The 24,777-nt window shown below is 69.7% G+C and carries 30 protein-coding genes and 1 pseudogene; 13 read left to right on the top strand and 18 right to left on the bottom strand.

Annotation, left to right across the window (positions count from 1 at the left end):
• Positions 1-2 precede the first annotated feature (2 nt).
• Positions 3-791: a PP2C family protein-serine/threonine phosphatase gene (locus tag AC4FS1_RS05460; protein ID WP_491153242.1), complete on the top strand. Its 789-nt coding sequence runs from the start codon at positions 3-5 to the stop codon at positions 789-791.
• A gap of 41 nt (positions 792-832) precedes the next feature.
• Here AC4FS1_RS05460 and AC4FS1_RS05455 read toward each other — a convergent pair.
• The 7 genes and pseudogenes from AC4FS1_RS05455 to ctaE all read right to left on the bottom strand — a co-directional run.
• Positions 833-1,495: pseudogene (locus AC4FS1_RS05455) on the bottom strand (cytochrome c oxidase assembly protein); the annotation flags it as partial.
• A gap of 83 nt (positions 1,496-1,578) precedes the next feature.
• A complete protein-coding gene (locus tag AC4FS1_RS05450; RefSeq protein ID WP_491153241.1) occupies positions 1,579-2,100 on the bottom strand; it encodes a DUF2243 domain-containing protein in 522 nt (173 codons plus the stop codon).
• 63 nt (positions 2,101-2,163) lie between these two features.
• Positions 2,164-2,586 (bottom strand): rhodanese-like domain-containing protein, encoded by a 423-nt coding sequence (locus tag AC4FS1_RS05445; RefSeq protein WP_491153240.1) that lies wholly within the window; start codon positions 2,584-2,586, stop codon positions 2,164-2,166.
• 133 nt (positions 2,587-2,719) lie between these two features.
• Positions 2,720-4,504 (bottom strand): cytochrome bc1 complex cytochrome b subunit, encoded by a 1,785-nt coding sequence (gene qcrB, locus AC4FS1_RS05440; RefSeq protein ID WP_491155645.1) that lies wholly within the window; start codon positions 4,502-4,504, stop codon positions 2,720-2,722.
• A gap of 59 nt (positions 4,505-4,563) precedes the next feature.
• Positions 4,564-5,643 (bottom strand): cytochrome bc1 complex Rieske iron-sulfur subunit, encoded by a 1,080-nt coding sequence (gene qcrA, locus AC4FS1_RS05435; protein WP_491153239.1) that lies wholly within the window; start codon positions 5,641-5,643, stop codon positions 4,564-4,566.
• Between the two features lie 40 nt (positions 5,644-5,683).
• Entirely contained in the window at positions 5,684-6,487 is an 804-nt protein-coding gene (qcrC, locus tag AC4FS1_RS05430; RefSeq protein ID WP_491153238.1) for a cytochrome bc1 complex diheme cytochrome c subunit, read from the bottom strand.
• A gap of 19 nt (positions 6,488-6,506) precedes the next feature.
• Positions 6,507-7,142, bottom strand: a complete 636-nt coding sequence (gene ctaE, locus AC4FS1_RS05425; RefSeq protein ID WP_491153237.1) for an aa3-type cytochrome oxidase subunit III — start codon at positions 7,140-7,142, stop codon at positions 6,507-6,509.
• 153 nt (positions 7,143-7,295) lie between these two features.
• Here ctaE and trpD point away from each other — a divergent pair, with 153 nt between their 5' ends.
• Genes trpD through AC4FS1_RS05410 form a run of 3 tightly spaced genes read left to right on the top strand, consistent with a single transcriptional unit; the run spans position 7,296 to position 10,654 of the window.
• Positions 7,296-8,357, top strand: a complete 1,062-nt coding sequence (trpD, locus tag AC4FS1_RS05420) for an anthranilate phosphoribosyltransferase (RefSeq protein WP_491153236.1) — start codon at positions 7,296-7,298, stop codon at positions 8,355-8,357.
• A 3-nt stretch (positions 8,358-8,360) separates the two neighbouring features.
• The gene (locus AC4FS1_RS05415) at positions 8,361-9,353 is read left to right on the top strand and encodes a PHP domain-containing protein (protein WP_491153235.1); all 993 of its coding nucleotides are present in this window, start codon (positions 8,361-8,363) and stop codon (positions 9,351-9,353) included.
• A gap of 20 nt (positions 9,354-9,373) precedes the next feature.
• A complete protein-coding gene (locus AC4FS1_RS05410) occupies positions 9,374-10,654 on the top strand; it encodes an MFS transporter (protein ID WP_491153234.1) in 1,281 nt (426 codons plus the stop codon).
• A 22-nt stretch (positions 10,655-10,676) separates the two neighbouring features.
• On the opposite strand, the gene AC4FS1_RS05405 is transcribed toward AC4FS1_RS05410, so the two are convergent.
• The 4 genes from AC4FS1_RS05405 to AC4FS1_RS05390 all read right to left on the bottom strand — a co-directional run bounded on the left by AC4FS1_RS05405 (position 10,677) and on the right by AC4FS1_RS05390 (position 14,010).
• On the bottom strand, positions 10,677-10,985 hold the full coding sequence (locus AC4FS1_RS05405; protein ID WP_491153233.1) for an SHOCT domain-containing protein: 309 nt from the start codon (positions 10,983-10,985) through the stop codon (positions 10,677-10,679).
• A gap of 136 nt (positions 10,986-11,121) precedes the next feature.
• Positions 11,122-11,784 (bottom strand): response regulator, encoded by a 663-nt coding sequence (locus tag AC4FS1_RS05400; RefSeq protein WP_491153232.1) that lies wholly within the window; start codon positions 11,782-11,784, stop codon positions 11,122-11,124.
• A complete protein-coding gene (locus AC4FS1_RS05395) occupies positions 11,781-12,977 on the bottom strand; it encodes a sensor histidine kinase (RefSeq protein WP_491153231.1) in 1,197 nt (398 codons plus the stop codon). Before AC4FS1_RS05395 ends, AC4FS1_RS05400 begins: the two co-directional genes overlap by 4 nt.
• 115 nt (positions 12,978-13,092) lie before the next feature.
• Positions 13,093-14,010: a 5'-3' exonuclease gene (locus tag AC4FS1_RS05390; protein ID WP_491153230.1), complete on the bottom strand. Its 918-nt coding sequence runs from the start codon at positions 14,008-14,010 to the stop codon at positions 13,093-13,095.
• Between the two features lie 72 nt (positions 14,011-14,082).
• Here AC4FS1_RS05390 and AC4FS1_RS05385 point away from each other — a divergent pair, with 72 nt between their 5' ends.
• A complete protein-coding gene (locus tag AC4FS1_RS05385; protein ID WP_491153229.1) occupies positions 14,083-14,340 on the top strand; it encodes a hypothetical protein in 258 nt (85 codons plus the stop codon).
• A gap of 12 nt (positions 14,341-14,352) precedes the next feature.
• On the opposite strand, the gene AC4FS1_RS05380 is transcribed toward AC4FS1_RS05385, so the two are convergent.
• On the bottom strand, positions 14,353-15,177 hold the full coding sequence (locus AC4FS1_RS05380; protein ID WP_491153228.1) for a hypothetical protein: 825 nt from the start codon (positions 15,175-15,177) through the stop codon (positions 14,353-14,355).
• Positions 15,165-15,683, bottom strand: a complete 519-nt coding sequence (locus AC4FS1_RS05375) for a hypothetical protein (protein ID WP_491153227.1) — start codon at positions 15,681-15,683, stop codon at positions 15,165-15,167. The genes AC4FS1_RS05380 and AC4FS1_RS05375 overlap by 13 nt, the downstream gene beginning before the upstream one ends.
• A 112-nt stretch (positions 15,684-15,795) precedes the next feature.
• On the opposite strand from AC4FS1_RS05375, the gene AC4FS1_RS05370 reads away from it, so the two are divergent.
• Complete coding sequence (locus AC4FS1_RS05370) at positions 15,796-16,386, top strand: nucleoside deaminase (RefSeq protein WP_491153226.1); 591 nt, start codon at positions 15,796-15,798, stop codon at positions 16,384-16,386.
• Positions 16,387-16,485: 99 nt separating this feature from the next.
• On the opposite strand, the gene AC4FS1_RS05365 is transcribed toward AC4FS1_RS05370, so the two are convergent.
• Positions 16,486-17,436 carry a CD20-like domain-containing protein gene (locus tag AC4FS1_RS05365; RefSeq protein ID WP_491153225.1) on the bottom strand — a complete coding sequence of 317 codons (951 nt, stop codon included), beginning with the start codon at positions 17,434-17,436 and terminating at the stop codon, positions 16,486-16,488.
• A 134-nt stretch (positions 17,437-17,570) separates the two neighbouring features.
• On the opposite strand from AC4FS1_RS05365, the gene AC4FS1_RS05360 reads away from it, so the two are divergent.
• From AC4FS1_RS05360 to AC4FS1_RS05345, 4 genes are read left to right on the top strand one after another with little or no spacing between them, the layout of a single operon-like run.
• Positions 17,571-17,981 carry a YchJ family protein gene (locus AC4FS1_RS05360; RefSeq protein WP_491153224.1) on the top strand — a complete coding sequence of 137 codons (411 nt, stop codon included), beginning with the start codon at positions 17,571-17,573 and terminating at the stop codon, positions 17,979-17,981.
• A 28-nt stretch (positions 17,982-18,009) separates the two neighbouring features.
• Positions 18,010-19,116 carry an FAD-dependent oxidoreductase gene (locus AC4FS1_RS05355; RefSeq protein ID WP_491153223.1) on the top strand — a complete coding sequence of 369 codons (1,107 nt, stop codon included), beginning with the start codon at positions 18,010-18,012 and terminating at the stop codon, positions 19,114-19,116.
• Between the two features lie 50 nt (positions 19,117-19,166).
• Positions 19,167-19,562 (top strand): PPOX class F420-dependent oxidoreductase, encoded by a 396-nt coding sequence (locus AC4FS1_RS05350; RefSeq protein WP_491153222.1) that lies wholly within the window; start codon positions 19,167-19,169, stop codon positions 19,560-19,562.
• Positions 19,559-20,203, top strand: coding sequence for an SDR family oxidoreductase (locus tag AC4FS1_RS05345; RefSeq protein ID WP_491155644.1), 645 nt, complete (start codon positions 19,559-19,561; stop codon positions 20,201-20,203). Before AC4FS1_RS05350 ends, AC4FS1_RS05345 begins: the two co-directional genes overlap by 4 nt.
• Positions 20,204-20,295: 92 nt before the next feature.
• Here the strand turns inward: AC4FS1_RS05345 and AC4FS1_RS05340 are convergent, their stop codons facing one another.
• Together AC4FS1_RS05340 and AC4FS1_RS05335 are read right to left on the bottom strand one after the other, a co-directional pair.
• Positions 20,296-21,330, bottom strand: coding sequence for an FUSC family protein (locus AC4FS1_RS05340; RefSeq protein ID WP_491153221.1), 1,035 nt, complete (start codon positions 21,328-21,330; stop codon positions 20,296-20,298).
• 36 nt (positions 21,331-21,366) lie between these two features.
• Positions 21,367-22,200 carry a helix-turn-helix transcriptional regulator gene (locus AC4FS1_RS05335; protein WP_491153220.1) on the bottom strand — a complete coding sequence of 278 codons (834 nt, stop codon included), beginning with the start codon at positions 22,198-22,200 and terminating at the stop codon, positions 21,367-21,369.
• 100 nt (positions 22,201-22,300) lie between these two features.
• Here AC4FS1_RS05335 and AC4FS1_RS05330 point away from each other — a divergent pair, with 100 nt between their 5' ends.
• Both AC4FS1_RS05330 and AC4FS1_RS05325 read left to right on the top strand, forming a co-directional pair.
• Positions 22,301-23,062 (top strand): SDR family NAD(P)-dependent oxidoreductase, encoded by a 762-nt coding sequence (locus AC4FS1_RS05330; RefSeq protein ID WP_491153219.1) that lies wholly within the window; start codon positions 22,301-22,303, stop codon positions 23,060-23,062.
• A 45-nt stretch (positions 23,063-23,107) separates the two neighbouring features.
• Entirely contained in the window at positions 23,108-23,428 is a 321-nt protein-coding gene (locus tag AC4FS1_RS05325) for a TraR/DksA family transcriptional regulator (RefSeq protein ID WP_491153218.1), read from the top strand.
• A 5-nt stretch (positions 23,429-23,433) separates the two neighbouring features.
• On the opposite strand, the gene AC4FS1_RS05320 is transcribed toward AC4FS1_RS05325, so the two are convergent.
• Complete coding sequence (locus AC4FS1_RS05320) at positions 23,434-23,727, bottom strand: DUF503 domain-containing protein (RefSeq protein ID WP_491153217.1); 294 nt, start codon at positions 23,725-23,727, stop codon at positions 23,434-23,436.
• A 127-nt stretch (positions 23,728-23,854) separates the two neighbouring features.
• Between AC4FS1_RS05320 and AC4FS1_RS05315 the strand changes: the two genes are divergently transcribed.
• Complete coding sequence (locus AC4FS1_RS05315; RefSeq protein WP_491153216.1) at positions 23,855-24,373, top strand: glycine cleavage system transcriptional repressor; 519 nt, start codon at positions 23,855-23,857, stop codon at positions 24,371-24,373.
• Here AC4FS1_RS05315 and AC4FS1_RS05310 read toward each other — a convergent pair.
• On the bottom strand, positions 24,363-24,755 hold the full coding sequence (locus AC4FS1_RS05310; RefSeq protein ID WP_491153215.1) for a DUF3054 domain-containing protein: 393 nt from the start codon (positions 24,753-24,755) through the stop codon (positions 24,363-24,365). The two genes, AC4FS1_RS05315 and AC4FS1_RS05310, sit on opposite strands and share 11 nt — an antisense overlap.
• Positions 24,756-24,777: the final 22 nt, after the last annotated feature.

The raw sequence follows: 24,777 nt of genomic DNA, 5'->3' as shown, positions 1-24,777 counted from the left end.
GCGTGCCGATTCGACTGACAGCGGCCGCGGTCTCCGACACCGGACCGCACCGGGCGACGAATCAGGACGCCGCCTTCACCGCACCCTGGGGTGCGGCGGTTGCTGACGGCGTCGGGGGCGGGCCCTCCGGCGACCTGGCCTCTGCCGCGCTCATCCACCGGCTGGTGGCCGGCGTCGGCGGAGCATCCGATGCCGAGGCCCTCCTCGTCCGCATCCGCGAGGCGAACTGGGACATCCGCGCGCACGTGACCCGCGATCCGTCGCTGCAGGGGATGTCCACGACCTTCACGGGCTTGTTCGTGGCGGCCAGCGGTTCCGTGCTCCTGGCACACACCGGCGACTCCCGCGGCTACCTGCTCCGCGACGGATGGTTCACGCGCGAGACCCGCGACGATTCGTACGTTCAGGCGCTCGTGGATCACGGCCTGCTTGCACCGGAGGCCGCCGCATCCCACCCGCGCCGGAACATCATCACCGCCTCCCTGGGCGGCGGGGAGAACGATTCGGTCTCGGTCAGTGAACGACCGGCGATGCCGGGCGACCGCTGGCTGCTGTGCAGCGACGGCGTGACGGATTACGTCCCCGAGCCGGACGTGGCGGCCGTGCTGCGCGAGGCCCAGACCCCGCGCCAGGCCGCGAGCGACCTGGTCGCGTTGGCGCTGGAGGCGGGCTCGCTCGACAACGTGACCGCCGTCGTCTGCGATGTGGTCGAGGGCGCGGTGGAGCCGGCCCGGCCGGTATTCTCCGGCTCGGCGGCGCGATACTTCGCGGAAGACGTCGAGACGGCCTGAATCGAGCTGGGGCGTCGGCGGCCGGCCGCCCGATACCAGTCCGCGCAGAACACGACGATGATCGCTGCCTCCACCCACGCGCCCGCGTAGTACATCAGCTGCGCACCCTCGTGAGCCTGGTCGATCGGAACCCCTTCGGGGGGAGAGGCGTAGAGGTACTTCGCGAGCACGGCGTGCGAGGCCATCGCGACGACGAGCGCCGCGACGAGCACCGCGCGGGGTGAGCGGTGCGGGCGGGGGTCCCGGCCGATCACCGCCGCGGTGAAGAGGTAACCGGCGCCGACCAGGTGAGCGTGCACGAGCACGTACAGGACGGGGTCGTGGTGCATCGCCGGGAGCAGGGGGCTGAGGTAGAGCACCCAGAGGCCACCTGCGCTCAACACCGCAGCCACGACGGGGGAGGAGATGATCCGGGCCGGCCACGACCGCAGCATCCGTGACAGCCGTCGCGCCGGGGTGACCGGCAGAGACCGCAACGCCAACGTCACGGGGGCGGCGAGCACCAGCAGCACCGGAGCGGCCATTCCCGCGGCGAGGTGCCCCCACATGTGCACGACGAAGTCGTTCCGCGCCGCCGCCGCCACCGGTCCGGTGACCGAGAGCGCGCCCAGCGCCACGCCTCCGATCCACGCGAGCACGCGCCAGAAGGGCCACTCCCGCCCTCGCCGTCGTGCCGTGAGGACGGCGGCGACGTAGCTCGTCACCGCCAACGCCGCCAGAGCGAGGAGAAGCACGTCGAGGAAGCCGGCGCCGCCGCCGGCGTGGACATGGGTGCTGGCGGCCTCCCTCACAGCGACTCCGCGTACGCGAGGGCGCGGCGCCGGCCGGTTCGCGAGACCACCACGACCCCCGCGATCAGGATGAGGGCCGCGGAGATGTTCCACGCGAGGTCGTACGGCAGGAGGTCGTCGACGTAGCGGATCTGGTGGATGCGCCACACCTTGTGCTGGAGCAGCCCGTCATACAGCTGGAAGGCACCGGCCCCCACCAGCACGCCGCCGACCCACCGCGTCGCCCACAGCGCGTGGCGGCGGCGGAGGTCTGCCAAGAGGAACAGTCCGCCGATCGTCGCGAACCAGCTGAATGCATGAAAGAGGCCGTCGGAGACCAGGCCGATGTCGGTGGTGCTGCGGTCGTAGAAGTGGTGCCAGTGCAGCAGCTGGTGGAACAGGGCCTCGTCGAGAAACGCCACCAGCCCGACCCCGAACAGTGCGCCCGACCAGGCGTTCTGTGCCGACCGGTCAGCGCGTGATGTCCAGGACGGTGGAGGTGCCGTCGCCGGGCGGCGGGGAGATGCAGGAACGGTCATGAACCCAGCCTCAGCTGCGGCCCCGGGTCGGTGACACGGGGTGGACAGCGCCCCGGGGCGCCGCTACGACGAGAGCGCGGGGGAGTGCACCACCATCACCAGGGGGTCGAAGGTGCGGGACATCGGTCCGTCGTCGGTGTCGGCCGGTTGCCCTTCGCGCACCCAGTATTCGTATCCGCCGATCATCTCGCGGACGTCGTATCCGAGCCGGGCGAATTCGAGAGCGCCCTTCACGCCGGCGTTGCATCCGGGGCTCCAGCAGTAGACGACGACCGGGACGGCGGGGTCGAGCTCTCGCGGAGCCCGCTCGGCGATCTGCCGGTAGGGCATGTGGATGGCTCCGCTGACGCGGCCCTGCGCCCACGCTTCCTCGCCCCGCACATCCACCAGCACGAACGATTCCCCCGCCTTCTGCGCGGCGTACACGTCGGACGGGTCGGTCTCGGCGGCGAGGCGGGCACGGAAGTAAGCGGCACGGTCGGTCATGGCATCAGGCTACGGGGAGACGCGTCGCTGCACCGCGGGCCGGAAGGTCTCCGGTCGTGCGAATCCTGCCAGAACAGCGGAATGCCCGATCCGCGGGGCGGACCGGGCATTCCGGGTATGTCAACTCATGACGTCACTGGGGCGGTGTCTCGCCCGTGGGGCGATTGCGCTCGTCGAGTCCCTTCGGAGAGGGGAACTCCATCTCAGCGCGCTCGTCATGCGGGGCGGCCACGGGGCGCCCCTCCTCGATCGCTCGCTGGTCGGAGGCCTCGAGCTCATCGCTGGCCACGTGCTCGACGTGGTCGAGATCGTGGTGCTGGTGAGCGGCGGCCGCATCCAGTTCCGCCTGGCTGATGGGGACGAGGCGGTCTTCGAAGAACCAGCGGGAGACACTCGCGCGGACGTGCTCGTGCCACGGGATGCGTCCCTGGGCATTCGGCCGCACGACCAGGGGAGCATAGGTGTTCTCCGAGTCCACGAGCTTCCAGCGGTCGTATTCGTCGACGGGCTGGTGCACCTCGATGTACTCGCCGCCGGGAAGACGCACGATGCGGCCCGACTCATAGCCGTGCAGGAGGATCTCGCGGTCCTTCTTCTGCAAGGCCAGGCAGATGCGCTTGGTGACGAAGTACGCCACGATCGGCCCGAGGATCAGGAGCGCCTGGAGGGCGTGAATGACACCCTCCATCGTGACCCAGAAGTGCGTGGCGATGATGTCGGAGGACGCGGCGGCCCACAGCACGGCGTAGAACGTCACGCCCGCCGCGCCGATGGCGGTGCGGGTCGGCGCGTTGCGCGGACGCTGGGCGATGTGGTGCTCACGCTTGTCGCCGGTGATCCACGCCTCGATGAAGGGGTAGATCAGCACCAGCACGATGAACAGCCCCAGGACCGCCAGCGGGATGAGGATGTTCCACGACCACGTGCGATCCCACAGGACGAACTCCAGGTGCGGCGGCACAAGGCGCAGCGCACCGTCGGCGAAGCCGATGTACCAGTCCGGCTGGGTACCGGCAGACACCGGTGAGGGGTCGTAGGGGCCGTAGTTCCAGATCGGGTTGATCGTGAACAGCGAGGCGATGAGCACGATCACGCCGAAGGTGATGAAGAAGAATCCACCCATCTTCGATGCGTAGACCGGCAGGATCGGGAAGCCCACGACGTTGTCGTTCGTCCGGCCGGGGCCGGCGAACTGCGTGTGCTTGTTGATGATCATGAGCATGAGGTGCACGACCAGCAGCGCCACCAGAATTGCCGGCAACAGCAGGATGTGCAGTGTGTACAGCCGGCCGACGATCACCGACCCCGGGAACTCCCCGCCGAAGAGCAGGAAGGAGATCCACGTGCCGACGACCGGGATGCCCTTGACCATGCCGTCGATGATGCGCAGGCCGTTGCCCGACAGCAGGTCGTCGGGGAGGGAGTAGCCGGTGAAGCCCTCACCCAGGGCGAGGATGAAGAGGATGAAGCCGACCACCCAGTTCAGTTCGCGCGGCTTGCGGAAAGCGCCGGTGAAGAAGATGCGCAGCATGTGCACACCGATACCGGCGATGAACACCAGAGCCGCCCAGTGGTGGATCTGGCGGACCAGGAGACCGCCGCGCAGGTCGAAGGAGATGTGCAGGGTCGACTCGAGGGCCGCCGACATCGCGACACCGCGCATCGGGGCGTACGCACCGTCGTAGTGCGTCTCGACCATCGACGCCTCGAAGAAGAACGTCAGGAACGTGCCGGAGAGCAGCACGACGACGAAGCTCCACAGCGCGATCTCGCCGAGCATGAACGACCAGTGGTCGGGGAAGATCTTGCGGCCCAGTTCCTTGACGAAGCCCGAGATGCTCGTGCGTTCGTCGAGGTAGTTGGCCGCGGCGCCGACGAATCGTCCGCCGAGCGGCTTGCCGTCACGGCCGACGTTCACCGGGCCGGTATGAACCGCCGGCTCGGTGGTGACGTTGTCTGTGGGATGAGTCGTGGTACTCAATGGCGCTCCCAGAAGCTGGGGCCGACGGGCTCATGGAAGTCACTGCGGGCGACGAGGTAACCCTCGTCGTCGACCGTGATCGGAAGCTGCGGCAGGGGACGGGCGGCCGGGCCGAAGATGACGGCCGCGCCGTTGGCGACGTCGAACTGCGACTGGTGGCAGGGGCAGAGAAGGTGGTGAGTGTGCTGTTCGTACAGGGCGACGGGGCATCCGACGTGCGTGCACACCTTGGAGTAGGCGACGATGCCGTCGTAGGACCAGTCCTTCTTGTCCTCGGATTCGTGAAGATCTTCGGGCAGGAGGCGCATCAGCAGGACGATGGCCTTGGCCTTCTCTTCCAGGTAGCCGTCGTGGTGGCTGACACCGGCGAGCTCTTCCGGAATGACGTGGAATGCGGAGCCCAGGGTCACCTCGGAGGCCCGGATGGGGCGACCGGACGGATCCTGTGCGAGGCGAGAGCCTTCCTTCCACATCGTGTGGCTGAGGAGGTACACCGGGTCGCCGGCATGCGGGTGCTCCGGGGAGTTCTCCGGCGCCAGTCCACGGAAGAGCGTGATCCCCGGGAGGATCGACGCCGCCAGCGCGGCGAACAGCGAGTTCCGGATCATCGTGCGGCGCCCGAAGCCGGACTCCTCGTTCGCGTCGACGAAGACCTGCACGGCAGCCGAGCGTGTGCTGTCGCGGCCGCGCGTGGCGTGGCGGGGCTCGATGTACTCCTTGTCGGACATCACGGCCTTGGACCAGTGAATGGCTCCGAGGCCGATCGCCAGCAGCGCGAGGCCGATGCCGAGCCCGATGAAGAGGTTGTTGTAGCGGATGTCCAGGAGCGAGCCTGACTCGATGGGGAAGAGCATGTAGGCCGCGATGGCCCAGATGCTCGCGGCCACCGAGAGGTAGAACAGCGTGTAGACGGTGCGGACCGCGCGGCGCATCGCCTTCGGGTCCTTATCGGTCATGCGCGCGCGGTGCGGTGGGAGCTCAGGATTCCTCACGGGGTCCGTCACCGCGACCGCGAGCCCCGAAGAAGGCTTCCAGGAAGCCCTCTCGTGCTCGAGCGCGTTGTCCTCGTGTGCCATGCTGCTCCTCGTACGTTCCGGAATGCCGTTAAGGCGACTATCAGTTGGACTTCGCCGTGATCCACACGGTCAGCGCGATGAGTGCGCCGATACCGAAGATCCAGATGAACAACCCTTCAGCGACCGGTCCGAGCGAACCGAGCGCGTAACCGCCGGGCGAATCGTTCTCCTGCAAGAACACCAGGTAGGAGATGATGTCGCGCTTGTCCTCGAGGGTGAGGTTCAGGTCGTTGAACACCGGCATGTTCTGCGGTCCGGTGACCATGGCCGCGTACATGTTCAGCTCGCTGGTGGTGTGCAGACCGGGGGCGTACTTGCCTTCGGTCAGTGCGCCACCGGCACCGGCGACGTTGTGGCACATCGCGCAGTTGATGCGGAACAGCTCGGCGCCTTCGGCGACGTCACCCTCTCCGTCCAGCACCTCCTCATCGGGGAAGGTCGGTCCGGGCGCGCTGGACTGCACGTAGGCGGCCATCGCGGCGATCTGGTCGTCCGTGAACTGCACCGGCTTCTGCGGGGCCTGCGGGGCCTGCGCCTGCAGCGGCATGCGGCCTGTGGAGACCTGGAAGTGCACCGACAGCTCGCCGACGCCATACAGCGAGGGGCCGTTCTCCGACCCCTCGAGGTCCATGCCGTGGCAGGTGGCGCAGTTGGCCTGGAAAAGCTTCTTGCCGTCATCCACCGTCAGGGTGGATGCGGTGGCGGAATCGTCTTCGGTGGCGGCGATCGCCGCGGTCGCACCGGCGTACAGACCGCCGGTGACCAGCAGGCCGATGCCGATCAGGGCAGCGGCTGCCAGTGGGCTGCGGCGGCCGTTCGAGCGTTGCTTCTTCTCACGTGCCATGTCGAGGTGGAGCTCCGCTCTATTTCAGGAAGTAGATGACGAGGAACAGGGCGATCCAGACCACGTCGACGAAGTGCCAGTAGTACGACACGACGATGGAGGTGGTCATCTCCTTGCGCCCGAAGTTCTTGACCGCGTACGCACGTCCGATCACGAAGAGGAAGGCGATCAGCCCGCCGGTGACGTGAAGTGCGTGGAAGCCGGTCGTGATGTAGAAGGCCGACGCGTACGGGTTGGCCGTGATCGGCATGCCCTCCGCGACCAGCTGGGCGTACTCCCAGACCTGACCCGAGACGAAGATGGCGCCCAGGGCGAAGGTGAGATAGAACCACTCGACCATTCCCCACCGCAGCGGGCTCGCGCCCGTGCGGTACGGCTGGTAACGCTCGGCGGCGAAGACACCCATCTGGCAGGTCACGGACGACAGCACGAGGATGATCGTGTTGACCAGCGCGTACGGGACGTTCAGCAGCTGCGTCTCTTCGGCCCACAGGTCCGGCGAGGTGCTGCGCAGCGTGAAGTAGATCGCGAAGAGCCCGGCGAAGAACATCACTTCGCTGCCGAGCCAGACGATGGTCCCGACCGCGACCGGGTCCGGCCGTTTCACGGACCTGAGTGCCTGGGGGTATGTCGCTGGCGTCGTCACACCACCCATTATGGCCGATTCCCCGCTCAGGTTTTGGCACTGAGATGCCCAGTACACCTGGTGCCGAGATAAGGGAAGCCTAAAAAACGGCCGGGAGTTCGCCCCGCGTTCCCGGTGAGACCGCGGGCGGGCCGCGCAACAGCCCGCCGATAAGATCGCTGCATGGTGGAGCGGTATGCGTGGCCTGAAATCCTCACGAGTCTTCTCGGCGGGAACGACCTCAGCGTGTCGGAGTCCACCTGGGCGATGCGCCGGATCATGCAGGGGGAGGCGACCCCGTCGCAGCTGGCCGGGTTCCTCGTTGCTCTGCGGGCCAAGGGCGAGACGGTGGATGAGATCGTGGGATTCCGCGACGCCATCCTGGAAGCAGCCCTGCCCCTCCCGGTTCCCGCGGAGGTCCTCGACATCGTCGGAACGGGCGGCGACCGCTACGGGACGGTGAACGTCTCGAGCATGGCTGCCATCGTGGCCGCCGCATCCGGCGTCCCCGTGGTGAAACACGGCAACCGCGCGGCGAGCTCCTCTTCGGGCTCTTCCGACGTGCTCTCGGCACTGGGAATCGATCTCACACTCAGTCCCGAGGCCGTCGCCGAGACCCTGGCCCGTACGGGCATCACGTTCGCTTTCGCCGCGGCGTTCCATCCGGGATTCCGGCACGCGGGCCCGACGCGTGTGGAGCTCGGGGTGCCGACCGTCTTCAATTTCCTGGGGCCCCTGTGCAACCCCGCGCGCGCCGAGGCCAACGCCGTGGGAGTCGCGCACCTCGACCGCGTGCCGCTGATCACCGGGGTCTTCCGCACCCGCGGAGCCACGGCGCTGGTGTTCCGCGGCGACGACGGCTTGGACGAGCTGACCACGACGGGGCACAGCCGGGTGTGGGAGATCAGCCTCGGCGACGTGCACGAGCACGACCTCGACCCGCGGGATCTCGGCATTCCCCTGGCCGACATCGACGACCTGCTGGGCGGTGACCCGCAGCACAACGCCGAGGTGGTGCGACGCGTACTCGCGGGCGACAGGGGGCCGGTGCGCGACATCGTGCTCCTCAACGCGGCGGCCGGAATCGTGGCGTATCGGCTCTTCCGTGATTCCACCGAGGTGCAGCGGCCGATCGTGGAGCGGCTCGCCGAAGCGTTGGCGGAGGCTTCCGCCGCCATCGACGATGGGCGTGCCGCCGCGAAGCTGGATGCATGGGCCACCACCACCCAGGAGCTGGCGGGCTGAGACATGGACCCGCTCGACGCCCTCACCGAGATCGCCTATCTCCTCGAGCGGGAACGGTCCAGCCGCTACAAGTCGAAGGCCTTCCGCTCAGCGGCCGATGCGATCGCGGGCCTGGATGACGCGCAGCTGCGCGACCCCGGGCTGAGACGGCGGAAGGGCATCGGAGACTCGACGTTCGCCGTGATCCAGCAGGCCCTCGCCGGCGACGTGCCGGAGTACCTGGCTTCGCTGCGCGAGAAGGCCGGCATCGCCGGGCCGTCGGAGCTTCGCGCCGCGCTCCGCGGTGACCTGCACAGTCACAGCGATTGGAGTGACGGGCTCACCCCGATCGAGGCGATGGTGGATGCGGCGCGGCGCCTCGGCCACGAATACCTGGCGCTCACCGACCACTCTCCCCGCCTGCGGGTGGCGAACGGATTGTCGCCGGAGCGCCTGCGCGAGCAGCTGAAGGTCGTGGCGGGGATGAGCGGGGAGGGCTTCACCCTCCTTGCCGGCATCGAGGTCGACATCCTCGAAGACGGGGCGCTCGATCAGGAGGACGCACTGCTGGACGAACTGGACGTGGTCGTCGCCTCGGCCCACTCCCTGCTGCGGATGGAACGCGCGCCCATGACGCGTAGGCTCGTGGCGGCGGTCTCCGATCGGCACACCGACGTCCTCGGGCACGTCACGGGGCGACTCGTGGAGGGGGCGCGCGGGACCCGCCCGCCGTCGTCGCTCGACCCGCACGCGGTGTTCGAGGCGTGCGCCGCCCACGGCGTGGCGGTCGAGATCAACTCCCGTCCCGAGCGCCAGGATCCGCCGGACGAGCTGATCGCGATCGCCCTGGAGAAGGGCTGCCTTTTCTCCATCGATTCCGACGCGCACGCGCCTGGGCAGCTGTCGCTGCTGGATTATGGCGCCGCGCGAGCGGAGGCCGCCGGCATCCCGGCCGACCGGATCGTCACCACCTGGCCGCTGGATAAGCTCCGAGATTGGCTCGGCCGGAGCCGCTGACCCGCTTCTACACTGGGACGATGACCTCCCCGCGTGGTTCCGCCGGGGGCAGGGCTCTCCCGTGGCTGCTCATCTCCGGCGTCCTGGTGGCCGCGTTGAGTCTCCGCGGCCCGATCGTCGCGCCGACCCCGGTGCTCCGCGACATCGAGCACGACCTCGGGCTGGGTGCCACCACGGTGGCGCTCCTCACGACGGCGCCGGTGCTCATGTTCGCGATCCTGACGCCGGTCGCGGCGTACGTCATCCGCCGCTCCGGTCCGGAGCTCGCGCTGCTGATCTCGCTGGTGGGCGTGCTCGCCGGTACCGTCGTTCGCGCTCTCCCCGGATTCGGATGGATGCTGGCCGGGACGATCGTGATCGGTGCGGCCATCACGGTCGGCAATGTGGTGATCCCGGTGATCATCCGGCGCGACGTTCCGCCGGACCGGGTGAGCCTCGTCACCGCCGCCTACGTCGCGATGCTCAACGCCGGGTCGCTTCTGACATCGCTCCTCACCGCGCCGTTGGCAGCGCTCGGCGGATGGCCGGTCGCGCTCCTCCTCTGGTCGGTGCTGGCGGTCGCCGGCATCGCACTGTGGAGCACGCACCTCGTGCGCTGGCGCCGCGCCGGCGTCGATGCCGACGAGCGGTACTCCGGCGAGCCGCCCACGCGCACGCCGGCGGCGTCGAACGACATCGACCCGCGGACCCTCACCGGTCCCATGCCCGTCATCTCGGCGCACGGCGGATCCTTCCTGCGCCGGCCGGTGCCGTGGCTCCTCCTGGCGACTTTCGCCTGCCAGACGTTCATCTACTTCGGATTCACGACGTGGCTGCCGGTGCTCACCGGCGACGTGCTGGCGCTGGACCGCACCGCGGCAGGTGCCTTGGCATCGGTCTTCCAAGGCGCGGGCATCATCGGCGCGTTCGTCGTGCCACTGCTCACCCGCGTCGCCCCACCGTGGGTGACGGTCGTGGTGATCAGCGGCAGCTGGATCACGCTGACCGTCGGAGCCCTCACGGCGCCATCGCTCATGCTGCTGTGGCTGGCAATTGGTGCGATCGGACACTCGGGCGGGTTCGTCGCCGTCTTCAGCGTGCTCGTTCAGGCGGCACGCACGGATGCGGAGGCGGCGGGCATGTCGGCCTTCGTCCAAGGAGGCGGCTACGCGATCGGCGCCCTCGCGGGCCCCGTGCTCGGTGCCCTGCACGAGACCTCCGGCGACTGGGCAAGCGCGCTGACGCTGCTGATCGGAGCATCCGCCGTCTACACCGTCCTCTTGGCCGCGGCGTTCAGCGCGGTGCGTCGCGCCGCCCGCTGAGGACGGCGCGACCGACACGGCGTCAGAGAGCGTTCGTGCGAATGACCTCGAGTCGGGCGCGGTACTCCGTCTCGTCGATGTCGCCCTTCGCGAATCGCTGGGCGAGGGTGGCCTCCGCCTGCCGTGCGGGGCTGAGCCGCCCGTGCGGGCCGTAGCCGTTCTGGGCAGCCGCGCGACGCCAACGGCGGCCGAACACCGCGAAGAACACCGCGATGACCGCGACCCAGAACAGCGGGATCAGGAGGAACCACAGGCCGGGGCCCGGACCGCCCCAGGCACCGCCGCCCCACGCGGGGGAATGTGCGGCGACTGCCGCAAGCGTGACTGACATTTCGTCCTTCCGTCCGGGCGCGGCGGGTCCGCGACCGGATGCTCCGAGTCCACTCCGCCCGCGCGGTCGGCGAATCCGGCCGGGGGAGTCATCCGCGGTGCTCTCGGCGGAGTACCCGATCGGTCGGGGTGAGGCCCTACGACCAGCCCGGGGTGATGAGGCCGGACTCGTAGGCGAGCACCACCAGCTGCACGCGATCGCGCGCCTGCACTTTCTGCATGATGCGCGAGACATGAGTCTTCGCCGTCAGCGGGGAAAGGAACAGTTCTGCGGCGATCTCGTCGTTGGTCAGGCCGTGGGCGACCAGCCGCAGAACCTCGCGTTCGCGGTCGGTGAGCCCGCGGAGCACTCCCGGGTCGGGGTTCACCCGCAAGCCCCCGGCCGCGAGTTCGAGGAGCCGCCGGGTGATGCCCGGCGACAGGAGCGCATCCCCGGCGGCGACGACCCGCACAGCGCGGATGAGGTCGGTCGGCTCGGTGTCTTTGACGAGGAAACCGCTTGCGCCGGCGCGGATGGCGCGTGCTACGTATTCGTCCAGCTCGAAGGTGGTCACGATGACCACTCGGATGGCGGAGAGGGCCGGATCAGCGGCGATCTGTTCGGTCGTCCACAGTCCGTCGCCGTCGGGCATACGGATGTCCAAAAGCGCGACATCCACCGGCTGGTTGCGCAGAGCGGCGAGGAGGTCCTGCCCGCCCGAGGCTTCGGCGACCACCTCGATGTCGGGTTCGGACTCCAGCAGGGCGCGGAACCCCGCCCGGACGAGCTGGTGGTCGTCGGCGAGCGCGACGCGGATCATCGGGGTCCTTCCCACGGAAGACGCGCGATGACCTCGGTGCCCCGGCCGCTCCGCGTTCCGATCTCGACCGTGCCGCCGGCGAGTTCGGCGCGTTCTCGCATGCCGCGGATGCCGCCGCCCGGCGCGCGACCGGGAGGCATCCCGGTGCCGTCATCGATCACCTGTATGACCAGGTCGGCGCCATCCCGGGTCACAGTGACCGTCCCGGAGGAAGCGGATGAGTGGCGGACGACGTTGGTGAGCGCTTCCTGTGCGATTCGGTAGGCGGTGGTCTGCACGGCGCTGGGCGGAGCATCCTCGCCCGTGCGATCGTCGAGCGTGACAGCGAGCCCGAGGCCGCTGCGGGCAGCCACCAGCGCGGGCAGATCGGCGAGCTGGGGCTGTGGGGTGAGCGGGGCGGTCGGGACGCGTTCGTCGCCGCGCAGGAACCCGAGTACCCCGCGGACCTCGTCGAGCCCCGTCGCGCTGAGCTCGCGGATGCTCGCCAGCGCCTCGCGCGCCTTCTCGGGTTCGCGATCGAACAGATGCAGACCCACACCGGACTGGACGGCGATCTGACTGAGCGAGTGGGCAAGCACATCGTGCAGTTCACGGGCGATGCGAGCCCGCTCTTCCTGCTCGACGGCGCGCTGCCGCTCGGCCAGTTGACGGCGCCGGGCCTCTGACGACGCGACTCGTGTGCGGATCGCCTCGCCGATGGCGAAGCAGGCGATGAGCCCGAGGGTCGTCAGGGCGATGCGGAACGGATGCCACGGGACGCCCCCGAAGACCGACCCCTCGGGGAAAGGCGTCACATCCTGGAAGCCCGCAGCCACGACGGCGGCGGTCCAGGCGATGCCGACGGAGAGGATCGCCCAGAGCCGTGCACCGCGGGCCACCGCGCCGATGATCGCGAAGGCGATGGCGATGATGGGTGGTCCGCCGTCGGGTGGCAGCAGTACCGCGGCGAGTGTGAGCGCGCTGACGACGGCCACGGTCGGGCCGGGCCAGCGACGGGCGCCCAGAAGCGCAACGGCCGCCGCGATGGCGATCCCGACCGACACGGCCGCGAGGAGCGGGGGAACGCGCGACCACACCGATGTCGCGATGCTCGCCGGCACCTGAACGAAGAACGCGATGACTGCCGGAACGGTCAGGACCAGGGAGGACGAGGGGCCGAAGCGGGGTTCGTCCCCGCCGGCGTCGCTCCGCATGCGCATGATGCTACGCCGCGGGGCGCTGGGCCACGTCGCAGCGGGGGAGGCCGTCCGCGTACTCCCCGAGGAGTACGCCATGGTCCCTCCGGGGCCGCGACGTGCGGGTTTGCGGCTAGGCGAGGGCGTCCAGGGCGCGGGACATGGAGGAACCGAGATTCCATTGCTGCGCGAGGGCCTCGGCCGCGGCCCGCCGTGCGTCGTCGACAGCGGGGAGCCGGTCGTCGATCGCGGGCAGGTCCAGGTCGCGTACGACCTCGACGACCGTCGGTGCGACGGCCAGATAGGCGGCACCCGCCAGCATCTTCGCGCGCTGACCCGCGGTCATCCCTTCGCCGGCTTCGGCTGCGGCGACGATGCCGGCGAGATCACCGTGGGCGGCCAGGAGCGTGGCGGCGGACTTCTCGCCGATGCCGGCGACGCCCGGCAGCCCATCGGAGCTGTCGCCGCGGAGGGCGGCGAAGTCGGCGTACTGCGATGCGTGCACCCCGTACTTGGCCACGAGGGTGGTGTCGGTGACCACGTCGAGGTTGCTCATCCCGCGCGCGGTGTAGATGACGCGGATGTCGCGGTCGTCGTCGATCAGCTGGAACAGGTCGCGGTCGCCGGTGACGATGTCGACCGGAAGGGTGGCACGGGTCGCCAGCGTCCCGATGACGTCGTCCGCCTCGTGCTCGGCGGCCCCGGCGATCGGGATGCCCAGCACGCCGAGGGACTCGCGGATCACGGGGATCTGGGCCTCCAGCGGGTCGGGCACCACTTCCACATCCGGCGCGTCGACGATGACTTCGGCCACCCGGTGCGTCTTGTAGCTCGGGATGAGGTCGACCCGCCACTGCGGACGCCAGTCGTCGTCCCAGCACGCGACCAGGTGCGTCGGATGGTAGGTGGTGACGAGTTTCGCGATGATGTCGAGGAGCCCGCGGACGGCGTTCACCGGCGTTCCGTCGGGTGCACGGACGGTGTCGGGAACCCCGTAGAACGCGCGGAAGTACAGCGACGCGGTATCGAGCAACATGAGCCGGTCGGACATGGGCACATCCTCCCACGCGAGGACAACTCGACCGGTTACTGTCGGCCCCATCTGTGCCGATACAGTGACGGCATGTTCGCGATGATGACCACCAGCTTCCGAGGCGCCGTCGGCATGGCGATTCTCTACGCCTTCGCCGCCGCCGCCGGCGCGGTGATCCTGGTCTCGCGAATCGTCGAGGGAACGAACGGCTTCGGGGTCCTCGCCGGGGCCGCCATCCTCTTCACGTTCGGAATCCTCACCTTCACCTACGTGCGGAACGCGCTGCGGCTGCGCCGGGAAGGGTCGGGCCAGGTCTCGTCGGCGTCGGCGGCCTCGCCGCAAGACTAGAAGCGGGCGCAATCAGCACCCGGGACCGGAGGGGTTCTCTAGGCAGGTCTTATCGACCAGTGCCGTTCGGACTTCGAAGATCTCCACGGGGTAGCCGGCAGTGGTCGCGGTGACGACGCCTCGTACGGGAAACCACGAGCCCGTGCCGAAGTCGACGGCCGCGGTGTACTCGATCGTGACCGACACGTCGTAGGTGCCGCGCTCGCCGTAGGAGTGACTCGTCGGCGTCGGCGTGAACTGCGCCTGGCCGAGGTTCTGCCAGGATGCTCCGCCTGACATCGAGCGGCCCGTCGCCCCATCTCCGTAATCGAAGACGAAGGCGGATGGAGTGAACTGGACCGTGACGGGTCGCCCGAAGAGCGTGCCTGCGATGGTCTGCGGGGCCGCGGATGCCACGAAGTTCGCGGGCATCCCCACAACGCCCACGCCCTCGGGCTCGCTGCCGAGTGACGGACGAGCCGGCGCGAAGCTCGCCAGGTCACGCGCGGTCACCGGAGGGATTCCCGGTGCCACCTCCTCCTCATCCGCGTCGGCCGGGCAGACCAGGAACGAATCGCCGCGCGAGCCGAAGATCTCGGTGCACCCGTCGGCGCGTGCGGGACTCGCGTTCGAGGGCGCATCGTCGCCACCCGCTCCCGTACCCCCACCGCCGCCACGGGTGCCGTTCCCGCCTCCGCCGCCGTTGCGGCCGGGTTGTTCTCGCTCGCCGACGATGTCGATCTGCGTGCCAGAGTTCGAGGGGCTGCAGTGTGTCCACGCGGATTCGAGGCCGCACTGATGGCTGGATGGCGGTGCAAACATCGCCGCGACCAGCCCGGCCATTATCAAGGCGCGCATAGATCACTCTCGATCGCCTCGCTGCCCGCGATAACCGCGCCATGGTCTGCAAAGGTGAGACGGGCGGGCTGACGGTCGGCCCGTTCCGGCGAGACAACGGATTCTCCCTCGGCGTTAGTCACGGCCACGTCGGACACATCGAGACAGACATCTACCGAGACCGCTCCGCTGCGGTCATAGCTGACGGGTGTGAAGGCCAGATATTTGCTTTCCCCCGTCACGGTCCAGCCATCTGCATGCATCTGGGAGAAAGACTCTCGTGCAGAGGCGTTAGCGTCGCCGGTAGTCAGGGCGTAGACGGGCTCAAAGGTGGCCGGGTCGGCCAGATCCACCTGGTTGAGCGCGTCGACGTAGGCCCGGTAGGTCTCCTCGGCCGCGGCGAAGGCCTCCTCGTCGCTGAGCGGTGCCGGCGTGGACTCGCGGGGCTCGGATGCGCCGACGCATCCGGTCACGGCCGCGCCGACGATCACGGCGACGGCGACAGCGCGACAGACCCGGGCGAGCATTTCACCAGGCTAGGAGCGGCGCTCGCCGAGCGCACCCGTTATCCACAATGTCGCGCGATTCCGCGACATCCCGCGTAGCAGGCAGGAAACATCGATCCGACAGGATGAGGCCATGACGCTCGCAACATCCTTCTCCGCCACATTGCCCGACTGGCTCATCGCGGATCTTCCCAACCTTCCCGAGGTTCTGCCGTCCCTCGAGGACCGCATGGACCTGGTCAATGACCTGGCCGATCGCAACTGGCGCGCCGGCAATGGGGGCCCCTTCGCCGCGATCGTCGTCGAGGCGGAAAGCGGCCGGCTCGTCTCGGCGGCGGTGAATGTCGTGCTGAGCTCCGGCCTCAGCTCCATGCACGCGGAGGTGACCGCGATCGGGCTGGCGCAGACGGCGCTGGGTCGGTGGGACCTCGGTGCCTCCGGTGCCGACCTGCAGCTCGTGGTCAACTGGCGGCCGTGCGTCATGTGTTACGGCGCGACGATGTGGAGCGGCGTACGGTCGCTCGTCGTCGCGGGTCACGGCCCCGAGCTGGAGACTCTCAGCGGCTTTGACGAGGGACCGGTCGTCGAGGACTGGGCCGACCAGTTCGAGGGGCGCGGCATCCAGGTCGTCAGCGGCATCCGTCGGGAGGAGGCCGTCGCGGTGTTCGCCGAGTACGGCGACGCCGACGTCCTCGTCTACAACGCGCGCCGCATCGATTCCTGACCCCGCCGCGCCCGGGCCCGCTGCCCGGCCCCACTCCGGCGACCATGCCGTCGACCGTTGCAGCGGTGACGGCGCTGAGCCTCACCCGGTCGGTCCCCACTACACCTGCTCGCCCTCGGGGAACTCGAGGACGAGGTATCCCGTTCCGGTGACGCCCGGCGCCACGTCGAAGACCTCGAAGTATCCCACCGACTCGCCGGGCAACACCTCATGGAGATCCCAGATCGTCGGGAACCCTGCGTCGGCGGTCAGGTAGGCCGGGGAGGCACGTCCTCCTTCCCCGGTGAGCAGCCACGCGTACAGCGTGTAGTCGAACTCACGTGCCGGGTCGATCGCGACGTCGGTGAGGTTGGTCAGTTCGACCGGGAGTGCGACGTACCCGCCATTCTCCGGCGGAGGGTCGGAAGCCTCGGATGCGGCGGTCGTGGCGTCGACCGGAGCATCCACCGTTATCGCCCACACGTCTGCGCCGGTGGTTTCGTCGGCGATGGTCACCGTTGTGCCGTAGGGGAGGGGATCGTCGCGGGATGCGCCGCGCCCATCGGCGCCGTCGACCCCCAGTTCCGGCGGCAGCGGCAGGTCGGGCTCTTCGATCTCCGGCTCGAACGGGGCGTCGGGCGGGCTCGGCCCCGCCCACGGGGGCCGCGATTCCCATGGCCACATCCCCGAGCCGGAGCGCAGCACCGACCAGGAAACCGTGGAAAGGATCCCCACCAGCGCGAGCACCAGCGCGATGACCGGGAGGCGGCGGGACGTGCGCCGCCGGCTGATCGCGATAACCGCGAAGATCAGCGTGACCACCACGAGCGGCGCGACGAAGGAGGTGCCGAAGATCGGGAGGATGCCGAACACCACGCACAGGATGCCGAGGATGAGGGATGTGACGGAGAGGGCCGAGCGATTGCCGCCCGCGGGCGGCGGAGTCGGGGCAGCCACCGGCGCGTATGTCGGCGGCGCACCCGGGTAGGGCTGCCGGAGGACATACCCCGGCATAGGAGGTGGCGCGGTGCCGGGCACGGCGCCCGGTGGGGGACTCTGCGGTTCGCTCATGCTGCTCCTTCTCGGCGCTGCGGCCACGCTACGGATACCGCGGACTCCCGCCGCCGCCGGCGGTGCAGCCTGTGGGAAATCCGTGCGCGGAGGCCGCGGGGGAGGAAGGTACGGCGTCCGACTAGGGTGGCCGCATGTCTTTCGGCACCACGGGCTCCGCGCCCCGCCGCGACGATGCGTGCCCGTGCGGAAGCGGCGCCACCTATGGGGCATGCTGTGCGCCGCTGCTGGCCGGTGCTCCGGCCCCCACGCCCGAGCGGCTCATGAGGTCGCGGTACACCGCCTTTCGCTCCGGGGATGCCGCATACCTGGAGCGGACGTGGCATCCGCGCACCCGTCCTGCGTCCGTGGAGCTCGACGGCGCTCTGGAGTGGACGCGGCTGGAGATCGTCGACGCACCGGCGGCGACCGAGTCCGACGGGGCGGTGGAGTTCCGTGCGTTCTGGCGCAACGGGGCCGAGCGGGGTGTCCTCCATGAGCGCAGCCGCTTCGCGCGACGCGCGGGGCGCTGGCTCTACGTCGACGGTGACGTGTCAGCGGAATAGCGGCCTCGGCGCATTCGTTCGAATGAACATGAATCCCGAAGGGCCGCGTTACGTGGATGTCGCCGTGCTCGGCGCCGGCCAAGCCGGTCTCTCCGCGGCGTATCACCTGCGCCACCGGGGGTATGTGCCCGTGACGCGGGCAGACCCGGAAGACGTCGCAACCTTCGTCGTCCTCGACGCCAACGCCGCACCGGGGGGCGCATGGCAGCACCGCTGGGCGTCGCTGCGGATGGCGACGGTCAACGGCATCCATGAACTCCCCGGGTATCCAGTGCCCCCCGCCGACCCGAACGCGCGAGCGCGGGACGTGCTTCCGCCCTACTTCGCCGACTACGAGGAGCGGTTCGGTCTTGATGTGCAGCGCCCCGTCCGGGTGACCGCGGTGCGCGCCGCCGACGACGATCCGCGGGGCCGGGTGCTCGTCGAGACGGATTCGGGCACGTGGGCCGCGCGCTACATCGTCAACGCCACCGGCACCTGGACGCGGCCCTTCTGGCCGCACTATCCCGGGCAGGAGAGCTTCCGCGGACGCCAGGTGCACACCGCCGACTACGTGTCCGCCGACGAGTTCGCCGGGCAGCGGGTGATCGTCGTGGGTGCCGGAGTGTCAGCTGTGCAGCTGATCGAGGAGATCTCCCACGTGGCCACGACCTTCTGGATGACCCGCCGCGAGCCCGAATGGATCGAGGACGACTTCGACATCCCGGCCCGTGTCGCGGCCATTGCCGGCGTGGAGGAACGCGTCCGTCAGGGGCTACCGCCGGGGAGCGTCATCTCGGTCACGGGGATGCGGTGGACCCCGTGGGCGCGCCGTGCACACGAACGCGGCGTGCTCAACCGGCTGCCCATGTTCACGCGCATCGAGGAGCACGGTGTGCGCATGCCCGACGGGACGTTCCTGGAGGTCGACGCCATCCTCTGGGCGACCGGATTCCGCCCCGCGCTGGAACACCTCGCCCCGCTCCGCATCCGCACACCGCAGGGCGGATTCCGGGTCGCCGACTCGCGCTCTCTCGATGACCCGCGGGTGTTCTTCATCGGGTACGGACCGTCAGCCTCGACGATCGGAGCCAACCGTGCAGGGCGGGCTGTCGCGCGTGCGATCGTGGCGGATCGGGTTTCCGCATCCGCATGACGCGCGTCAACCCCTCGTTCCCTGCCTACGCGTGGCTCTAGCGTGGACTCGTGACCGACGCGCCGATTCCCGACGACCTCCGCGACTTGCTCGAAGAACCGCTGTACGGAGCGCTGGGCACCGTGAGGCCGGATGGCACGGTGCAGGTGAACCCGATGTGGTTCGAGTGGGACGGTGACCGACTCCTGTTCACTCACACCACGCAGCGCCAGAAGTTCCGCAACCTGCAGTCGAACCCGTCGATGAGCCTCGCGGTCTTCGACCCGGACGATCCGCACCGCTACATCGAGGTGCGGGGGCGGTTGGTGGAAGTCACCCCGGATCCGACGGGAGCGTTCTATGTGCGTCTGGGCCGCCGGTACGGTAACGCCGGCCAGCAGCCGCCGCCCGACAGCGCCGACCGGGTGATCCTGGCCATGTCCATCGAAAAGGTAGGGAGACACTGATGCGTGTTCTGGTTCTCGGTGGCCATGGGAAGGTCGCGCTGCTTCTCGCGCCGCTTCTGGTAGCGCGTGGCGACGAGGTGACGTCGGTCATCCGCAATCCCGCCCACGCGGACGAGGTCGCCGCCGGGGGCGCCACGCCTCTCGTGCTCGATATGGAGAAGAGCCACGGGGGTGAACTGCGCGAGACGTTCGCGGGGTTCGACGCGATCGTGTGGTCAGCCGGGGCGGGCGGCGGCACTGCCGAGCGCACGTACGCGGTCGACCGGGATGCGGCGATGCGGACGATGGATGCGGCGAAGGCGGCGGGCGTCCGCAGGTACGTCATGCTCTCGTGGATCGGCTCGTCTCCGGGACACGGTGTGGATCCGGAGAACTCCTTCTTCGCGTACGCCGACGCCAAGCTCGCCGCCGACGACCACCTGCGCGCGAGCGGTCTGGACTGGACGATCCTCGGGCCCGGGACGCTGACGCTCGACCCGCCGACCGGTCGGATCGAGATCGACCCGGAGGGCGACGGAGAGGTGCCGCGGGCGGACGTGGCGGCGGTGATCGCGGCCACGCTCGCTGAGGATCGCACCATCGGGCGCTTCCTGCGGTTCGGTTCGGGCGACATCCCGATCGCCGAGGCCCTCGCACGCTGACCCTGACTGCGTCGGCCGACACCCGGCACCGGAAGTGCATCGGCACTGCACGTGCGCCGGGGCGGTGACCTCCGAAGCGCCGGAGGATGAGGTCAGCGCTCGCCGAGGCTCTCGTGGATGCGGTGCAGGTCGACGAGCAGCGAGCCGACGAGGATCCAGTGATCCCCCGACGGCGCAGCGACCTGCAGCGGTCGCGTCAGCGCCGGCGGTTCCGCCGCAGGAGCGGGGGATGCGGAGGGGTCGGTGTCGCTGGACATCCGTAGGCGCGCGTCGTGGGCGGCACGTCGCAGCTGCTCGGCGATCGCCTGCACCGACGGTTCGTCCGAGATGGAGGGGTCGTATCGGTCGTACACGGCTCGGGTCATCCCGATCACCTGCGTGAGGATCGGTGTGAACGCGTCCAGCAGTGCCTCCACGCGCGCGAGATCGGCGCGGCGGCGGCGGCCGCGAGGATTGAAGGTGAGCGAGTCGGCGGCGTCGGCGATGGCCGCCTCCGCACCATCCCGCATGGGTCGCAGGAGGCGCGCAGTGAGGAGCAATTCCTCCACCTGAGCGCGCGTTTGAGGTGCGACGAGCGCCTCGGCGAGGCGGTCGAGGGCGGCGGCGACCTCGCCGACGAGCGCTTCGGTCTTCTCGCGCGCGGGGGCGAGCGCCATCGGGGGAACGATGGCGAGGTTCACGACGAAGCCGATGGCGGCGCCGATCAGTGTTTCCAGCACACGATCCACGGCGTAGCCGGGAGTAGCGGTGCCCAGCGCCAGCACGAGCACCGCGCTTATTCCGACCTGGTTCGCCGTCCCCGCGGTCATTTTCAGCGCCCACGCGGCGATGAGCGCGACGGCGGTGGCGAGCAGGATCACCCAGGTGCCCGACCCGAGGAGGATGCCGAGGGTCGACGCGATGAGCACACCGACGATCACGCCCACGCTGCGTTCGATCGCTTTCGTGAACGACTGGTTGACGCTCGGCTGCACCACGAGAAGCGCTGCGATGGCCGCGAAGACCGGCGGCGGGCCCTGCACGAGCCATGCCGCGATCACCCACGCCGCGATCGTGGCGATGGCCGACTTGAGCACCTGCAGCAGCGGTGCCCGCCGGGGGGCGCGGAAGGTCGCGGGGATGCGCATGCGCCGAGTCTTGCAGGGCGTCAGCGGGGTCGGCAGTCAGCGCGCGGAGAGCTGGGTGCCGATGACGCGCAGAAGTTCGAGCTTGTCAGCGTCTTCGGAACCCGGTGTCGCGGTGAACACCAGCAGCCGGTGCCCCGTTTCCGTGTCGAGCAGCGTCTGACAGTGCAGCGTCATCTCACCCACCTCCGGGTGCGCGAAGCGCTTGGTTCTCGGATGCTTCTCCGCAACCTCGTGCTCCGCCCACACGGCCGCGAACTCGGGGCTCTGCCGCAGCAACTCCGCGACGAGCGCGCCGGCCTGGGAACGCTCGCCGGTGCGCGCGTAGAGCGAGCGGAGTTCCGCGGCGAAGGTGCGGCCGCGTTCGTCGTGGTCGGAGCGCGCGTAGATGTCGCGCGACTGCGGCTCGATGAACCACCGGTACACCGTGGAGCGCCGCATCCCGGTCAAGCCTCGGGCGTCACCGAGCAGGGCGCGTGCCGGCTCGGTCTGGGCGAGCGTCTCGCCGAGTTCGTTGATGATTTGCGCAGGAGTGTCGGCGAGCCGCTCGAAGATCCGCAGCATCCCGGGGGAGATGTGCGTGGAGGTGCCGGCCCTCTCCGGTGCCGGGTGCCCGGCGAGGCGGAACAGGTGGTCGCGCTCGTCGAGGTCGAGATGCAGGGCACGGGCCAACGCCGTCAGCATCTGTTCGGATGGTTGCGGGCCCCGGCCCTGTTCGAGACGGTTGAGGTAGTCGGTCGACATGCCGGCGAGGGAGGCGACCTCCTCCCGCCGGAGTCCGGGGGTTCGCCTCCGCGGTCCGCGCGAAAGACCCACGTCTTCGGGCTGCAGCGCCTCCCGGCGCTTGCGAAGGAAATCGGCCAGCTGCTGCATGCGCCCATCCTCCTCGCGATGCGGGAGCGGAGCCAGGGATTCCCGATCCCTCGATGCGCGCGGCCTGGTTGTCCCCGGCAGCCCGCGCGACGGTGGAGGCATGACGAACCCACGCATCATCCTCATCACCGGCGGCTCCCGTGGACTCGGACGCGCCACCGCCCTCGCCCTCGCCGATGCCGGCGACGACATCGTGCTGACCTACCACTCCCACGCGGATGCGGCGGATGAGGTGGTCGGCGAGATCCAGGCACGCGGCCGCCGCGCCGTGGCGCTGCCCCTGGACACCACCCAACCCGAGACGTTCGCCGCCTTCGCGGAGCGACTGGCGAGCGCACTGCGGTCCACCTGGGATCGCGACACGTTCGATGTCATGGTCAACAACGCCGGATACGCGGGCAACACCCCGGTCGGCGCCATCGAGAAGAGCGAGATCGACCGACTTGTCGCGGTCCACTTCACCGGCGTGGTGCTCCTCACCCAGCAGCTGGAACCCCGCCTGGTCGACGGAGGGCGCATCCTGAACATCTCCACCGGCCTCACGCGCATCGCCAACCCGGTCTACGCCGTGTACGCATCGATGAAAACGGCGATCGAGACCTGGACCCACTATCTGGCCAAGGACCTGGGCCCGCGCGGCATCGCCGTCAACGTCGTGGCACCCGGTGCGACGGCGACCGACTTCGCCGGCGGCAGCATCCGGGACAGCGAGGAGTACCGCTCGGTGCTCCTGCCCTCTATCGCGATGGGACGCATCGGCGAGCCCGAAGACATCGGTGCTGCTATCGCGGCGGTGCTCGACCCTCGGATGGCGTGGGTCACCGGGCAGCGAATCGAGGCATCCGGCGGTCAGCGCCTGTGAGCCCGCGCCGGCGTCGGGTCCCTCGCGGGAGCGTAGCGTGGAGGCATGCCTGAGCTCGAGCGACTGCGCGCCGACGTCGAAGCGCGCCTCGCGCGTCTGGACGCGGACGAGCGCTCCCTGCTCGTCGACCGCGCGGATGGTACGGCCGACGACGAGCACGACCCGGAGGGTTCGACGCTCTCGGCCGAGTGGAGCCGCGTCGACGCCCTGCGGCGGGGCGCGCAGGCCGAGCTCGCCGAGATCGACGCCGCGCTGCAGCGCGTGGCCGACGGAACCTACGGAATCTGCGCCCGCTGCCGCCGCCGCATCCCCGACGAGCGCATGGAGGTCCGCCCCATGGCCGAGCTGTGCGTGGCGTGTGCCTGAAGGCCTCAGTCCTCACTCGAGTGGAGACCGCGTCGCGCCGACAGGAGCGTGACCTCGGGATGCTCCGCCAGAGCGCGTTCGGCCCGGTCGAGCACGTCCCGCACATGGGTCGCGTCGCCACCGACGACCGCCACTCCCACCTCGGCGCGGCGGTGCAGCTCGTGCGCGTCCGTCTCGGCGGCCGAGGCCTCGGTGCGCCGACTGAGGTCGGCGAGGATGGGGCGCAGGATGCTGCGCTTCTCCTTCAGAGAGTGCACGTCGCCGAGTAGCAGGTCGAAGGCGATCCAGCCGATCCACATGCTTACTCGGCGGGTCGCTCACTCGTGCGTGTCATGGGTCGTGTCTACCGCCTCGTGCCGGGCGGCCACAACGATGCCGCGGGCCCCGACGCTGCCTCCCGCAGCACCCGATGGGTACGCTGACGGCATGACCACCCTCGTCCTCACCCTCGTCGGCGATGACCGCGCCGGCATCGTCGCGTCCGTCGCTGCTGTCGTCGATGCCGCCGGTGGCAACTGGGAGAACAGCCAGCTCGCGGAACTCTCGGGCGCCTTCGCCGGCATTGTGGAGGTGTCGGTGCCGGCCGAGCGGGCCGAGGCACTGCGCGAAGAATTGCGCACCATCGACGGGCTGCTCACCGTCGCCGTGCCGGTCGAGCCGGGCCGCAGATCTGCCCCGGCCAACGGGTCGCGGCGCATCGGCCTGCAGGTGATCGGCAACGATCATCCCGGCATCGTGCGTGACGTGTCCGCTGCCCTGAGCACGCACGGCCTCAGCATCGAGCGGATGACGACCGAGACCCGGGATGCAGCGATGTCGGGCGGGCGCCTGTTCGAGGCGACGATCGCCGCCGTCCTCCCGGCCGGTGTCGGCCTCGAAGAGGTGCGAGCCGAGCTCGAGCGCCTCGCCGCCGAGATCCAGGTGGATCTAGCTTTCAGCGACTGACCCGCCGTCGCGCGAGCGCCCTCACGCCTGCCACGAGCGCACGCCACCCGACCAGGAAGACCAGCAGCGTCACGGCGGCGACTGCGATGAAGGCGACGGCGGTGCCCTGGCCGGATGCTGCGCGGAGCAGCATCCCGCCGACCACGGTGATGGCCCACACCGGTGCACCGGTCCGCAGTACCGCGTACGGGTGGCTCCAGCCCCGCGCGATCGCCCACCCCGCCAGCAGGGCGGCCAGGAACGGCCACGCCGTCTGCACGAGACCCCATCCCGCTGCACCGAAAGGGTCGCCCTCGTGTGTGGATCGACCGATGGCGGCGAACACCACGACCAGCGCCGCGTCGAGGGCGAACGCGGCGAGCGCGGCACGGGATCGGGACATCCCCCCATTCTCTGCGGTGCCG

Source organism: Microbacterium sp. Z12_35, from assembly GCF_058310475.1.
Note: the sequence above shows the minus strand (reverse complement) of the source record. Positions and strands in the feature narration are given on the sequence as shown.